General features: G+C 70.5%; 13 protein-coding genes. 11 read left to right on the top strand and 2 right to left on the bottom strand.

Annotation, left to right across the window (positions count from 1 at the left end; genetic code table 11):
- Window positions 1-23 precede the first annotated feature (23 nt).
- The 5 genes from ACE3SG_RS10095 to ACE3SG_RS10115 all read left to right on the top strand — a co-directional run bounded on the left by ACE3SG_RS10095 (window position 24) and on the right by ACE3SG_RS10115 (window position 6,530).
- Window positions 24-407 (top strand): cupin domain-containing protein, encoded by a 384-nt coding sequence (locus ACE3SG_RS10095; protein ID WP_374564683.1) that lies wholly within the window; start codon window positions 24-26, stop codon window positions 405-407.
- Between the two features lie 16 nt (window positions 408-423).
- A complete protein-coding gene (locus tag ACE3SG_RS10100) occupies window positions 424-3,024 on the top strand; it encodes a winged helix-turn-helix domain-containing protein (protein ID WP_374564684.1) in 2,601 nt (866 codons plus the stop codon).
- Window positions 3,025-3,111: 87 nt separating this feature from the next.
- The gene (locus tag ACE3SG_RS10105) at window positions 3,112-5,424 is read left to right on the top strand and encodes a hypothetical protein (RefSeq protein WP_374564686.1); all 2,313 of its coding nucleotides are present in this window, start codon (window positions 3,112-3,114) and stop codon (window positions 5,422-5,424) included.
- A gap of 118 nt (window positions 5,425-5,542) precedes the next feature.
- The gene (locus ACE3SG_RS10110) at window positions 5,543-6,100 is read left to right on the top strand and encodes a hypothetical protein (RefSeq protein WP_374564688.1); all 558 of its coding nucleotides are present in this window, start codon (window positions 5,543-5,545) and stop codon (window positions 6,098-6,100) included.
- Window positions 6,101-6,146: 46 nt separating this feature from the next.
- Window positions 6,147-6,530 (top strand): hypothetical protein, encoded by a 384-nt coding sequence (locus ACE3SG_RS10115; protein WP_374564690.1) that lies wholly within the window; start codon window positions 6,147-6,149, stop codon window positions 6,528-6,530.
- A gap of 48 nt (window positions 6,531-6,578) precedes the next feature.
- On the opposite strand, the gene ACE3SG_RS10120 is transcribed toward ACE3SG_RS10115, so the two are convergent.
- Window positions 6,579-6,842: a heavy-metal-associated domain-containing protein gene (locus ACE3SG_RS10120; protein WP_374564692.1), complete on the bottom strand. Its 264-nt coding sequence runs from the start codon at window positions 6,840-6,842 to the stop codon at window positions 6,579-6,581.
- A gap of 128 nt (window positions 6,843-6,970) precedes the next feature.
- Window positions 6,971-7,363, bottom strand: coding sequence for a hypothetical protein (locus tag ACE3SG_RS10125; protein ID WP_374564693.1), 393 nt, complete (start codon window positions 7,361-7,363; stop codon window positions 6,971-6,973).
- Window positions 7,364-7,492: 129 nt separating this feature from the next.
- Between ACE3SG_RS10125 and ACE3SG_RS10130 the strand changes: the two genes are divergently transcribed.
- The 6 genes from ACE3SG_RS10130 (at window position 7,493) to ACE3SG_RS10155 (ending at window position 12,159) form a co-directional block, all read left to right on the top strand.
- Complete coding sequence (locus ACE3SG_RS10130; RefSeq protein ID WP_374564695.1) at window positions 7,493-7,891, top strand: hypothetical protein; 399 nt, start codon at window positions 7,493-7,495, stop codon at window positions 7,889-7,891.
- Between the two features lie 96 nt (window positions 7,892-7,987).
- Complete coding sequence (locus ACE3SG_RS10135) at window positions 7,988-9,418, top strand: TolC family protein (protein ID WP_374564697.1); 1,431 nt, start codon at window positions 7,988-7,990, stop codon at window positions 9,416-9,418.
- 17 nt (window positions 9,419-9,435) lie between these two features.
- On the top strand, window positions 9,436-10,803 hold the full coding sequence (locus ACE3SG_RS10140; RefSeq protein ID WP_374564699.1) for a multicopper oxidase family protein: 1,368 nt from the start codon (window positions 9,436-9,438) through the stop codon (window positions 10,801-10,803).
- Window positions 10,804-10,813: 10 nt separating this feature from the next.
- Window positions 10,814-11,314 carry a plastocyanin/azurin family copper-binding protein gene (locus tag ACE3SG_RS10145; protein ID WP_374564701.1) on the top strand — a complete coding sequence of 167 codons (501 nt, stop codon included), beginning with the start codon at window positions 10,814-10,816 and terminating at the stop codon, window positions 11,312-11,314.
- 32 nt (window positions 11,315-11,346) lie between these two features.
- Complete coding sequence (locus tag ACE3SG_RS10150) at window positions 11,347-11,700, top strand: copper-binding protein (protein WP_374564703.1); 354 nt, start codon at window positions 11,347-11,349, stop codon at window positions 11,698-11,700.
- 72 nt (window positions 11,701-11,772) lie between these two features.
- The gene (locus ACE3SG_RS10155; RefSeq protein ID WP_374564705.1) at window positions 11,773-12,159 is read left to right on the top strand and encodes a hypothetical protein; all 387 of its coding nucleotides are present in this window, start codon (window positions 11,773-11,775) and stop codon (window positions 12,157-12,159) included.
- Window positions 12,160-12,200: the final 41 nt, after the last annotated feature.

The raw sequence follows: 12,200 nt of genomic DNA on the forward strand, positions 1-12,200 counted from the left end.
CGCTGCGCTGAAGGGCGGCCCGCATGAGCCGCCCGTTCGCCACCATGCCGCTGCCGGCGCAGCCCACCGTGACCGCGCCGGACGGGTCGGACGTGCGGGTGCTGCTGGGCCTGGCCGGTGGCAGCATGGCCCATTTCGAGCTGGCCGCCGGCCAGACCTCGCAGGCCGTCACCCACCGCACGGTCGAAGAAATCTGGTTCGTCGTCTCGGGCAGCGGCCAGATGTGGCGCCGCCAGGACGGCCGCGAAGAGGTGGTCAGCCTGGTGCCGGGCGTGTGCCTGACCATCCCCCTGGGCACGCACTTCCAGTTTCGCGCGTCGGCCACCGAGGCGGTGGCCGCGGTCGGCGTCACGATGCCGCCCTGGCCCGGCGAGGCCGAAGCGGTGGCGGTGGCCGGCCCGTGGTGAGCCGCGGCGGCGCGCGATGAACCTGTCGCACCACGAGCCGGCGCTGGCCGCGCCGCCGACGCAGGTCGTGCGCTTCGGGGCCTTCGTGCTCGACGAGGCCCAGGGGCGCTTGTGGCGGGCCGGCCGCGAGGTCGTGCTGGCGCGGCGACCGTTTGCGCTGCTGAGCTGCCTGGTGCGCCACGCCAACCAGCTGCTGTCGCGCGAGGCCTTGCTCGACGCGGTCTGGGGCCACCGGCATGTCAGCGCTGGCGTGCTGAAGACGACCATCCATGTGCTGCGAGATGCCCTGGGCGACGACGGCCGCACCGAAGGCTGCCGCATCGAGAGCGTGCCGCGCCGGGGGTATCGCCTGCTGGCCCAGGTGGCGCCGGCCGTGGTGCCGAGCACTGCGCCGCCATTGCCCGATGAACTGGCGGGCCCGGCGACGCCGGCCTCGCCGCTGGTCGGCCGCCAGCATGAGCTGGCGCGGCTGGCGCAACTGGCTGCGGCGCATCGGCTGGTCACGGTCTGCGGGCCCGGCGGGGTTGGCAAGACCAGCCTGGTGCGGCAGTGGCTCGCCCAGTCTGCCGCACCGGCCGATGGGGTGGGCTGGTGCGATCTGTCGGCCGTCACCGAGCCGTCGCTGCTGGCCGCCGAGCTGGCCCGCGCGTGGCGCCTGCCCTTGGGGCCTGGCGAGCCCATGGCGGCGCTGGCGGCGGCGCTGCGGCCGTTGGCGATGGTGGTGGTGCTCGACAACGCCGAGCACCTGGTCGACGCCACCGCGCGGCTGGCGCAGGCCTTGCTGGACGCGGCGCCGTGCGCGACCCTGGTCGTGACCAGCCAGCTGCCGCTGCGCCTGGCCGATGAACGGCTGCTGCCGCTGGGCCCGCTGGCGGTGCCGCCGGAGGGCGCAGCCATCGACGCGGCGCAGGCCATCGGCTTCGACGCGGTGGGCCTGTTCGTTCGCCGGGCCGAGGGGTTCGACCCGCGCTTTGCCTGGGGCCCCGAGGTGGTCGGCCCGGTCGTCGAGATCGTGCGCCGCCTCGACGGCCTGCCGCTGGCGCTGGAGATGGCCGCGGCGCGCCTGCCGATGTTCGGCCCGGCCGCGCTGGCCGCCGCGCTGCCCCATCGGCTGCAGCTGCTGACACGGGCGCCGCGCAACGCACCGCCGCGCCAGCACACGCTGCGCGCCGCGCTCGAATGGAGCCATGGCCTGCTGACGCCGGTCCAGCAGCTGGTCTTTCGCCGGCTGTCGGTGCTGGTGGGCGCCTTCACGCTCGAGACCGCGCAGCAGGTGGCGGCCGACGACCAGGTCGATGTCTGGCAGGTGCTGGCCGGGCTGAACGAGCTGGTCGATCGAGCCCTGCTGGTGGCCGAGCCCGTCGTCGACCAGATGCCACGGCGCTTTCGCTGGCTCGAGTCGCCGCGGGCGCTGGCCATCGAATGCCTGGCCGCCGCGGGCGAGACGGCCGCCTGGCGCGCCCGCCACGCGCATGCCGTGGCCCAGCGCTTCGATGCGCTGGCCGCGGCCGCCTACGCCGGTGACTGCCGGCTCGACGATGCGCTCGCCGCGCTGCGGCCCGAGCTGGCCGACGCGCGCGAGGCGATGGCCTGGGCGCTGGTGCACGAGCCCGCCACGGCCGTGGCGCTGATGGCGCCGTTCAACTTCGCGGCGCAGCGGGATGCCCAGGCCGAGCGCCACCGCCTGTGGCTCGCCACGCAGCCCCACGTGACGCCGGCGCTGACCCCGGCCACCCGCGTCCGCTGGTCCTTGGGGGCGTGCCGGTTCTGGGGCCAGCACCCTGAGGCGGCGCGCCATGGGGCCGACGCGGCAGCGCTGTGCCGCCAGCTCGGCGACCACGCCGGCCTGCACCGCGCGCTGTGGGCCCAGCTCAGTGCCCACGGCACCGCCGCCACGGCGGCGCAAGAGGCGGCCTGGTTGGCCGAGATCGAGGCGATCCCATGCGCGGCGCTGCCGGCGTTCGCGCGCTTCCAGGGCCACTACTTCGACGGCGCCCGGCGCACGCGCCACGGCGACTTCCACGGCGCGATCGTGGCCTACCGGCAGGCGCTGGCGTTCGCCGAAGAGGCGGGCGATTCGGTCGGTGCGATCGACGTGCGCATCGGCCTGGCCGACCTCGAGCTGACCGCCGGCAGCGCGCGCTCGGCGATCGAGCTGAGCCGCGCGCTGGTGGCCAGCCTGCACGGCACGCGCCACCGCTTCCAGCTCAGCTACGTGTGGCTCAACCTCGCGGCGGCCTGGCTGGTGGCCGGTGACCCGGCCGAGGCGCGCATCGCGGCCGGCGAGGCCTGGTCGCTGTCGGACGAAGGCACGATGCCGTTTCTGTGCGACCACGGCGCGTGGCTGGCGGCGGTGGAAGCGCGGCCTGGCGACGCCGCGCGGCTGATCGGTGCCGCCGATGCCTTGCGCGCCGCCCGCAGCCAGGGCCAGCGCGAGTTGAACGAGGCCCGCGCGGCCGAGCGCGCGCAGCGCATGGCCCACCTGCGCCTGGGCGAGCCGGCGTTCAACCGGCTGCGCGAAGAGGGCCGCGGCCTGCCACCGCGCGAGCTGCGGCGCATCGCCTTGCGTGCCACCGAGCGCGAGCGGAGCTACAACGGGTTACCCAGCGTTTCCTGACCGATCCGTGACCCCGCCCAGGGGCTTGGCACGGAACACTGGCCGGATTCCAATCACCACCGGGCGCCTTACCGCCCAGCCCCTGCCATGACACACCGGCTCACGCTTCTTGCGGCCCTGGCCGCCACCGCCGTGCTCGCGGGCACGGTGCCGGCGCTGTCGGCCACGCCGGCCACCTCCACGGCCCCGGCCACGCGCGCCGCCGGCCAACTGGCCACGCCGCACCCGCTGCTGTTTGCCACCACCGTGCCCGGCACCGGCTTCAACCACCAGCTCAACACCTTCGGCAACTTCGGCACCGACATCCGCAACGCCGTGCCGGGTGGTGACCTGTACATCCGCTACCGCGACGGCACGCTGCGCAACCTGACGCGCGAAGCCGGCTGGGGGGTCGACAGCGGCGGCATCCAGGGCGGCGCCAAGGCCATCGCGGTGCGGCAGCCCACGGTGCATTGGTCGGGCGACAAGGCGCTGTTCTCGATGCTGGTCGGCGGCCCGACGGCGCGCTACGAAAACCCGCTGCGCCGCTGGCAGATCTACGAGGTCATCGGGCTGAAGAAGGGCCAGACCGCGAAGATCAAGAAAGTGGCCAACCAGCCCGCCTACAACAACATCTCACCGATCTACGGCAGCGACGACCGCATCCTGTTCAGCAGCGACAAGCCTCTGTTCGGCATGAAGCACACCTACCCGCAGCTGGACGAGTACGAGAACACCGACACCACCAGCGGCATCTGGAAGCTCGACCCCGCCACCGGCGAGCTGGCGATGATCGAGCATGCGCCCAGCGGTGTGTTCGACCTCTACCTCGACAGTTATGGCCGCCTGCTGTTCACCAAGTGGGACCACCTGAAACGCGACCAGCAGGCCGACAGCGACCGCTACAACGGCGGCCAGTACAAGCCGCAGGACTACCCCGACGAAAGCCCGACCGCCAAGCCCAAGGCCTACCCGCCCTACGACGACAACGGCAAGCTGATCGCCGACCCCAAGGGCGTGCTGTACGACATCTACCCCGAGGCCCGCGTCGCGCAAGACCCGACCCGCAACCCGAACGAGGCGCTGCAGGATTTCAACCAGTTCTTCATCTGGCAGATCAACGAAGACGGCTCGGGCGAAGAGACGCTCAACCACATCGGCCGGCACGAATTCGGCGGCACCTTCATGGAAGGCGTTTTCCTCGACGACCCGAACCTGAGCTACCTGCTGCCGAACTTCGATGCGAACGCCGCGATGCGCGCCACGATGCGCGGCGACGCCGGCCTGTTCCAGCTGAAGGAAGACCCGACCCAGCCCGGCCGCTACTACGGCGTCTATGCGCAAGAGTTCAGCCGCCAGGCCGCCGGCCGGTTGATGGAGTTCACGATGCCGCCGGGCGCCAACCCCGAAGACGTGGCGATCACCGACTACACCAACGCCTCGCTCGACTCCGACCCCTACGGCGACAAACCGCCCACGCCGCAGCAGACCGGTCACTACCGCAACCCGGTCAAGACGACCGATGGCGCCTTTTACGTCAGCCACACGCCCGAGTACCGTGTCAATGCCGACGAGTCGACCGATGGCCTGCACCACAAGCCGCGCTACGTCTTCCAGCTCAAGCCGATGGTGAAGAACCAGAACGGGCCCGACTGGCTGGCCGGCGCCTCGCTGACCGGCGGCCTGGTGAAGAACATCCGCTGGTGGCAGGACGAATCCCAGCCCCACCAGTACAACGGCCCGCTCAACGAGGTCGACGTGGTCGAGGTGCGGCCACGCGCGCGGCCGCTGCCGCGCACGATGGCCGTCGACCCGATCGAGCAGGCCGCGATCGCCGACGCGGGCGTCAACGTCACGCAGCTGCGCGACTGGCTGGTCGAGAACAAGATGGCGCTGATCGTCTCGCGCAACGTGACGATGCGCGACCGCGCCGACATCTCGCAGCCCTACAACCTCAAGGTGCCCGGCGGCGTGAAGAACGTGCCCGACGGCGGCAAGGTCTACTCGGTCGACCGCATGCAGGTGCTGCAGGCCGACCTGACGCGCGCCTACGCGGTCAGGGGCAAGGGGCGGCGCGTCTACGTGAAGCCGCTGCACGACAGCAAGCAGCACCCCAACGTCGAGGCGCAATTGCCGCCCTTCGCCGGCGCGCCGCAGGGCACCGTCAAGCTCGGCACCGATGGCTCGATGGCCGCCTTCGTGCCGGCCGGCCGCGCGCTGACCTGGCAGGTGATGAGCCCGACCAACGAGGCGGTGGTGCGCGAGCGCGTGTGGGTCAGCTTCGCGCCCGGCGAGATCCGCACCTGCGCCAGCTGCCATGGCCTGAACAGCCAGACCAAGAACGGCTTCACCGAGCCGCAGAACCGGCCCAAGGCGCTGACCGACCTGCTGCTGAAGTGGAAGGCCGGGCAAGGCCAGTGAGCCCAGGGGCGGCCTGCCGACGCGCGCCGAGGCACTGTAACCTGGTGTTTCGTTGAGTGCGCGCGCGGCGGTCAAACGCACAATGCGCGCCAGACTTCGACAGCCCACCCCCTCGCGCATGCGCAGCTACATCACCTTGAAGCGCCCGAAGAGCCTGGGCATCGGCCTGCACCTGCACTGGTCGGCGCTGCTGGGCGCGGGCGTGTTGTTCGGCGCGTTGATGCGGCAACCCGTTCACGCGGCGCTGGCGGTCTCGTCGTACTTCGCGTTGATCGTGCTGCACGAGCTGGGCCACGCGCTGATGGCCCGGCGGCTCGGCTACGACACCACGGGCATCTACATCGGCCTGTTTCACGGGATGTGCGAGTACGACAGCGCCCACTACCTGCGCGAAGAGGCCACCATCGCGTGGGGCGGCGCGCTGCTGCAACTGGCAATCGCGTTGCCGCTGATCGTGCTGGCCCAGGCCACACCGCTGGGCGCGAACCCGTACTTCAGCATCGTGGCGGCGATCCTCGGCCCCTTCAGCCTGCTGATCGCCGCCTTCAACCTGCTGCCGGTGCCCGGCCTGGACGGCGAGCTGGCGTGGCGCCTGGTGCCGATGCTGTGGCGCGATGCCCGAGAGCGCCACTTTGCCGGCCGCCCCGCCAAGGTCGCCCTTCGCCGGGTCAAGTGACGCGCGAATGACGCGCGAGTGATGCGCACAGGCCGGCGGTGAGCGCGTGAAGCTCGTCCCTTTCGTCAGTGTGAACGGCCTGCCGTTCAGCGCCACGCGTGAAGACGTGCTGCGCCTTCACGGCCAGCCGGCGCAAGAGGGCTTCAACATCGTCGGGCTGATCGAGCTCGACTACGGCTCGACGGTGTTCCGGTTCCAGACCTCGGGCCGGTTGGAGGAGATCACCCAGCAGGTGGCCACGGTCGACCTGGGCGCTGCCGTGGTGCCGTTCGAAGCGCTGCATCGCCACGTTCGCCACCACGACCTGGGCGTGTTCGAGCGCGCCGGCTTCGTCGTCAGCCCGCGGTTCGGCCTGGCCTTCGACCCGGCGAGCGAGCGCTGGGTGACGGCGCTCGCGGCGCACTGCCTGGACGCCTGGCGGGCGTTGTGAACGCCGCCGCTCGGGCGTTTCAACCCACATTGCCGATCACGAGCGAGTTCAGCGGCAGCAGCCGCAGCAACCGCCGGCCTTCGGCGCGGCCATGGCCGCAGCCCGCTCCGGCGCTTGGGGCACCGGCGTGTAGCCCGCTTCCTTGATGGCGTCGCTCAGGGTCGCGGCGTCGGCTTCGGTGGGCTCCACGCGCACCAGCTTCTGGGCGATGTCCACCTCGACGCGGGCGCCGGCGTCCACGGCGCGGATGGCTTTGGTGATGGTGCTGGCGCAGTGGCCGCAGGTCATGTCTTCAACACGGTAGGCAAGCATCACTGGGTCTCCGAGGGTGGTCGATGGGCCGAATGTGCGCCTTGCTACCGTTGGAAGGTCAAGCGGCCAAAGGGGGCAGCTTGACGCAGGTCAACATCGCCATGCCGCGCCGGCGCGCGGCGGGGGGCTCATCGCATTTCGGTGCGTTTGAGCGTCAGCTTCAGCGTCGCGGCGCGGGCGGCCTTGTTCGTCCACATCCAGCAGTAGTCCTGCTCGATCTCGGCGCGCAGCGTGCCGTCGGCCTTGGCCACCTGGTCCTGCTTGGCCGGATAGCGGACCTGCTTGCCCTCGTGGAAGTGGATGTTGAAGTTCAGCGGGCCGGCCGCATCGAAGGCCCAGTCGACGTTCGTGCCGGCCGGCAGTTGGCCGCAGATCTCGACGAACTTGGACGGCGGCACCATGGCCTCGTGGGCGAAGCGGCCGTCCGCGCCCCAGACGATGGAGACGAGGTCGGCTTCGGCGGCGCCGGCCACGCCGCTGGCCAGGGTCAACAAGAGGGTGAGGGCGGTGTGGGTTTTCATGCCGAGCAATGTAGTGGCGAACCAGCCGCCTGCTCAGCCGGCAACCACCGCTTGACCTTGCCACGGGGGCAAGGTTCACACTGGGCGCATGCCCGGTTCGGACCATGCCCTTCTGCTAACCTGCACGCCGTGAAAGTCATTCGCATCTGGCTTCTGGTGTTGCTGGCCGCGCTGCTCCCCGCTCGGGGCGCGATCGCGGCGGCCATGCTGTGCCCGCCGGCTGCGGTGGGCAGCGACACGATGCTGATGCAGCATGGTCATCAGGACCACGCCCCGCACGACCATGCCGACAGCGCTCAGCATGGCGATCACGGCGGCACCCACGACCACACCCACGACAGCAAGGGCCCGGCCGGCCACGACAAGTGCAACCTGTGCTCGGCCTGCTGCTCGGCGACCCCGTTGCTGAGCGCGATGCCCAGCGTGCCGCAGCCCCACGGCCTGGCCGCCGCGTCGTTCCCCGATGTGTCGGCGCCGGCGCCGAGTTTTCTGTCCGACGGGCAAGAGCGCCCACCCCGAAGCTTCTGACCCATTGAGGCCTCCGCGCGAGGCCTGATGGCGCTCGTGCCGCTGGCACGGGCGACGGCTGGCCGCCATGGCCAGCGCATCAGACGACTTCGAACCATGAAAAGACTCCCCCACGGGCCGGTGCCACGCGCCGCCGGCCTGAGCGCAGCGGCATTGGCGGCCTTGTTGCTCGCCGGCTGTGCCTCGTTTTCGCCAGACGGCGGCTTCGGCACCGTCGAGCAATTGACCCAAGACCGCATCGGCCAGGCGCCCAAGCTGCAGCGCACGCCCGAGCAGGCCGATGCCGCCGGCGCACGCGTGGCCGAGCTGCTGAAGCAGCCGCTGACGGCCGACAGCGCGGTCGAGATCGCGTTGCTGAACAACCGCGGCCTGCAGGCCAGCTACGCCGAGCTGGGCATCGCCGAGAGTGATCTGGTGCGCGCCGGCCGGCTCGCCAACCCCTCGTTCAGCTTCGGCCGCCTGAGCGGCGGCGGCGTGGTCGAGATCGACCGCGCGGTCGTCTTCGACGTGCTCGGCTTGTTCACGATGCCGCTGGCCCGGCAGGCCGAACAGCAGCGTTTCGAGCAGACCCAGCTGCAGGCGGCGTATGAGACGGTTGGCGTTGCCGCCGAGGCCCGCACCGCCTTCTTCGAGGCGGTCGCCGCCGCACAGCTGGCCGGCTACCAGGCGCAGGTCCAGCAGGCGGCTGAGGCCTCGAACGAGCTGGCCCAGCGCATGCGCGCCGCGGGCAATTTCAGCCCGCTCGACCAGATGCGCGAGCAAGCGTTTCATTCGGACGCGACGATGCAACTGGCCCGCGCGCAGCACCAGGCGCTGGCCGCGCGCGAGCAACTCGTGCGCGTGCTGGGCCTGGGCGGTGCGCAGCTCGGCTTCACGCTGCCCGACCGCCTACCCGATCTTCCCGACCAGCCGGCCACGCCGAAAGACGCCGAGCAGACCGCGATGGACAGGCGGCTGGACGTGCTGATGGCCAAGCGTGCCACCGAGGCCACGGCCCACTCGCTCGGGCTGTCCAAGGCGACCCGCTTCATCAACGTGCTGCATGCCGGCTACCAGAGCCAGAGCAGCACCGGCGAGGCGCCGAAGCACGGCTACGAGATCGAGCTCGAGTTGCCGCTGTTCGACTTCGGCTCGGCCCGCGTCGCGCGCGCCGAGGCGACCTACATGCAGGCCGTGCACCGCACCGCGGCGGTGGCGCTCAACGCCCGCTCCGAGGTGCGCGAAGCCTACTCGGCCTACCAGACGGCGCATGGGCTGGCCAAGCACTACCGCGACGAGGTGGTGCCGCTGCGCAAGCGCATCTCCGACGAAAACCTGCTGCGCTACAACGGCATGCTGTCGAGCGTGTTCGACCTGCTGGCCGACGCGCGGGACCAGATCGCCGGCGTGACCGGTGCGGTGCAGGCACTGCGCGACTACTGGGTCGCCGAAACCCGCCTGCAGACCGCGCTGGCCGGCCGCTCGCCCGGCGCCGGCCCCGCGATGTCGCCCGCCCAGCCCGCGGCCGCGTCGCCGGCCGGCCATTGATGGCAGGAAGAACCACCATGACCAATCGCAGAAGCTTTTTCCACGCGGCCGGCGCCACCTTGCTGGGTGCCGCCGCCGTCAGCCGCGCCGGTGCCGCGGCCTTGCCCGAAGCCGTGTTGCAGACATCGGCCGACACCCAGCTGCCGCCCCCGCCGCCCAACGGCCGGCCCTACCTGCCGATGGTGACCCTCAACGGCTGGTCGCTGCCCTGGCGCATGAAAGACGGCGTCAAGGAGTTTCACCTCGTGGCCGAGCCGGTGGTGCGCGAGATCGCTCCTGGCATGAAGGCCAACCTGTGGGGCTACAACGGCACCAGCCCCGGCCCGACGATCGAGGCGGTCGAGGGTGACCGCGTGCGCATCTTCGTGACCAACAAGCTGCCCGAGGTCACCAGCGTGCACTGGCACGGCATCCTGCTGCCCTCGGGCATGGACGGGGTCACCGGGCTGACCCAGCCGCCGATCGCGGTGGGCAAGACCTTCATGTACGAGTTCGTGCTGCAGCGCTCGGGCACCTTCATGTACCACCCGCATGCCGACGAGATGGTGCAGATGGCGATGGGCATGATGGGCATGTTCATCGTCCACCCGAAGGACGCGCGGCAGATGAAGGTTGATCGCGACTTTGGCTTCATCCTGAACGCGTACGACGTCGAGCCCGGCAGCGCCACGCCGCGCGTCAACACGATGCTCGATTTCAACCTGTGGACCTGGAACAGCCGCGCGTTCCCCGGCATCGACCCCTTCGTCGCGCGCACGGGTGAGCGCGTGCGCATCCGCGTGGGCAACCTGACGATGACCAACCACCCGATCCACATGCACGGCCCACACTTCGAGGTCACCGGCACCGATGGGGGCTGGGTGCCCAAGAGCGCGCGCTGGCCCGAGGTGACGACCGACATCGCCGTCGGCCAGATGCGAGCGTTCGAGTTCAACGCGCTGGCCGGCGACTGGGCCATCCATTGCCACAAGTCGCACCACACGATGAACGCGATGGGCCACGCCGTGCCGACGATGATCGGCGTGGACCACCGCGACGTGGCGAAGAAGATCACCCAGCTCGTGCCCGACTACATGGTCATGGGCGACAAGGGCATGCACGACATGGCCACGATGGAGATGCCGCTGCCCGACAACACCTTGCCGATGATGACCGGCCAGGGGCCGTTCGGCCCGGTCGGCATGGGCGGCATGTTCAGCGTGGTGAAGGTGCGCGACAACGTGGCGCGCGGTGACTACAAAGACCCCGGGCCCTACCAGCACCCCGCCGGCACGCTGGCCAGTGAGTACACGGCCGAGGCGCCGCCAGCCGTTCGAGCGCCGGCGCCGCGGGCCGACTCGAACACACTGCAAGTTCGCAAACCCACCGGCCATTCAGGCCACTGAAGGATTCCTCATGAGGTTCATTCAACCGTTCGGCTTGGCCGTCGCCCTGTGTGCCTTGGCCGCCAACGCCGCGTTCGCCCACGGCGACGCCGAACACGCGGCGAAGAAGGCGCCTTTCGACGCGTCGAAGGTCGAAGAGCGTGCGTTCGGCCGCGAGGGCGACCCGAAAAAGGTCAGCCGCACGATCAAGGTCGACATGAGCGACGCGTTTCGCTTCACCCCGTCCGACGTGGTGATCCGCCGCGGCGAGACGGTGAAGTTCGTCGTCAGCAACCACGGCCGGCAGCTGCACGAGATGGTGCTCGGCACACCGCAAGAGCTGAAAGAGCATGCCGAGCTGATGAAGAAGTTCCCGGACATGGAACACGCCGACGCGAACATGGCCCACGTGAAGCCCGGCGCCAAGGGCGAGATCGTCTGGCAGTTCACGCAGGCCGGCGAGTACCAGTTCGCCTGCCTGATCCCCGGCCACTTCGAGGCCGGCATGGTCGGCAAGCTGGTCGTCAAATGAGTGTCCGCCTCCACCCACCGAAGGCTTTTTCGATGAACGTCGCCACCATCTTTTCCACCGCCTCGATCGCCTGCCTCTTGCTGGTGCCTATGGCCCAGGCGCAGACGACCACCGCCGACCACGCCGCGCACCACCTGGTGGCCGCGGCATCGGCGCCCGCCGGCGCGATGGCCGAGGGCGAGGTCCGCAAGGTCGACAAAGAACAGGCCAAGCTGACGCTCAAGCACGGCCCGATCGCCAACCTCGAAATGCCGGGCATGACGATGGTCTTTCGCGTGGCCGATCCGAAGATGCTCGACAAGCTCCAGCCCGGCGACAAGGTGCGCTTCACGGCCGACCGGGTCAATGGCGCGATCACCGTGACGGCGATCGAAGCCGTCAAGTAGCTTGACGAATCGCAAGCGCGCAGCCGCTGCAATCACCTTGCAGGCCGACAGGGCGTTAGACTGAAACGGCCCATGTTGCGCCTTCGCTCACACCGCCTGACCACCACGCTCTTCGTGGTGCTGTCGCTGCTGTTTGCGCAGCTGGCGCTGGCGCGCTATGTGTGCCCACAGCAGGCCGGCGTCGAGGCGATGGCCGCGATGGTGCAGGCCGGCGTGCCTTGCCAGGGCATGGACCCGGTGCAGCCGGCGCTGTGCCATGAGCACTCGGCCGACCCGGGCAAGGCCTTCGAGGCCGTGAAGCTGCCTGCCGCCGGCCTGCCGGCGATCGTGCAGGTGATCGAGCACCCGCTCGTGCCGGCGGCCCACGCGCCCCGCGGCGCTGTGCCGGTGGCCGCCACCACCGAGGGGCAGCCGCCCCCCGACCCTCTCTTTCTGTCCACGCTCAGGCTGCGGGTCTGACCCGCTTCGTTGACTGACCGGTGCTGGTGCGGCGAGCTCGC

Origin of the sequence: Ideonella sp. (assembly GCF_041914305.1) — a bacterium.
In the GTDB taxonomy this organism is placed as follows: Bacteria; Pseudomonadota; Gammaproteobacteria; order Burkholderiales; family Burkholderiaceae_C; genus Ideonella.

Coding starts and splice junctions, on each gene's coding strand:
- ACE3SG_RS10120 (WP_374564692.1), bottom strand. CDS start 6,842: ATGCTTGCCTACCGTGTTGAAGACATGACCTGCGGCCACTGCGCCAGC.
- ACE3SG_RS10095 (WP_374564683.1), top strand. CDS start 24: ATGAGCCGCCCGTTCGCCACCATGCCGCTGCCGGCGCAGCCCACCGTG.
- ACE3SG_RS10110 (WP_374564688.1), top strand. CDS start 5,543: ATGCGCAGCTACATCACCTTGAAGCGCCCGAAGAGCCTGGGCATCGGC.
- ACE3SG_RS10100 (WP_374564684.1), top strand. CDS start 424: ATGAACCTGTCGCACCACGAGCCGGCGCTGGCCGCGCCGCCGACGCAG.
- ACE3SG_RS10105 (WP_374564686.1), top strand. CDS start 3,112: ATGACACACCGGCTCACGCTTCTTGCGGCCCTGGCCGCCACCGCCGTG.
- ACE3SG_RS10145 (WP_374564701.1), top strand. CDS start 10,814: ATGAGGTTCATTCAACCGTTCGGCTTGGCCGTCGCCCTGTGTGCCTTG.
- ACE3SG_RS10150 (WP_374564703.1), top strand. CDS start 11,347: ATGAACGTCGCCACCATCTTTTCCACCGCCTCGATCGCCTGCCTCTTG.
- ACE3SG_RS10140 (WP_374564699.1), top strand. CDS start 9,436: ATGACCAATCGCAGAAGCTTTTTCCACGCGGCCGGCGCCACCTTGCTG.
- ACE3SG_RS10155 (WP_374564705.1), top strand. CDS start 11,773: ATGTTGCGCCTTCGCTCACACCGCCTGACCACCACGCTCTTCGTGGTG.
- ACE3SG_RS10135 (WP_374564697.1), top strand. CDS start 7,988: ATGAAAAGACTCCCCCACGGGCCGGTGCCACGCGCCGCCGGCCTGAGC.
- ACE3SG_RS10125 (WP_374564693.1), bottom strand. CDS start 7,363: ATGAAAACCCACACCGCCCTCACCCTCTTGTTGACCCTGGCCAGCGGC.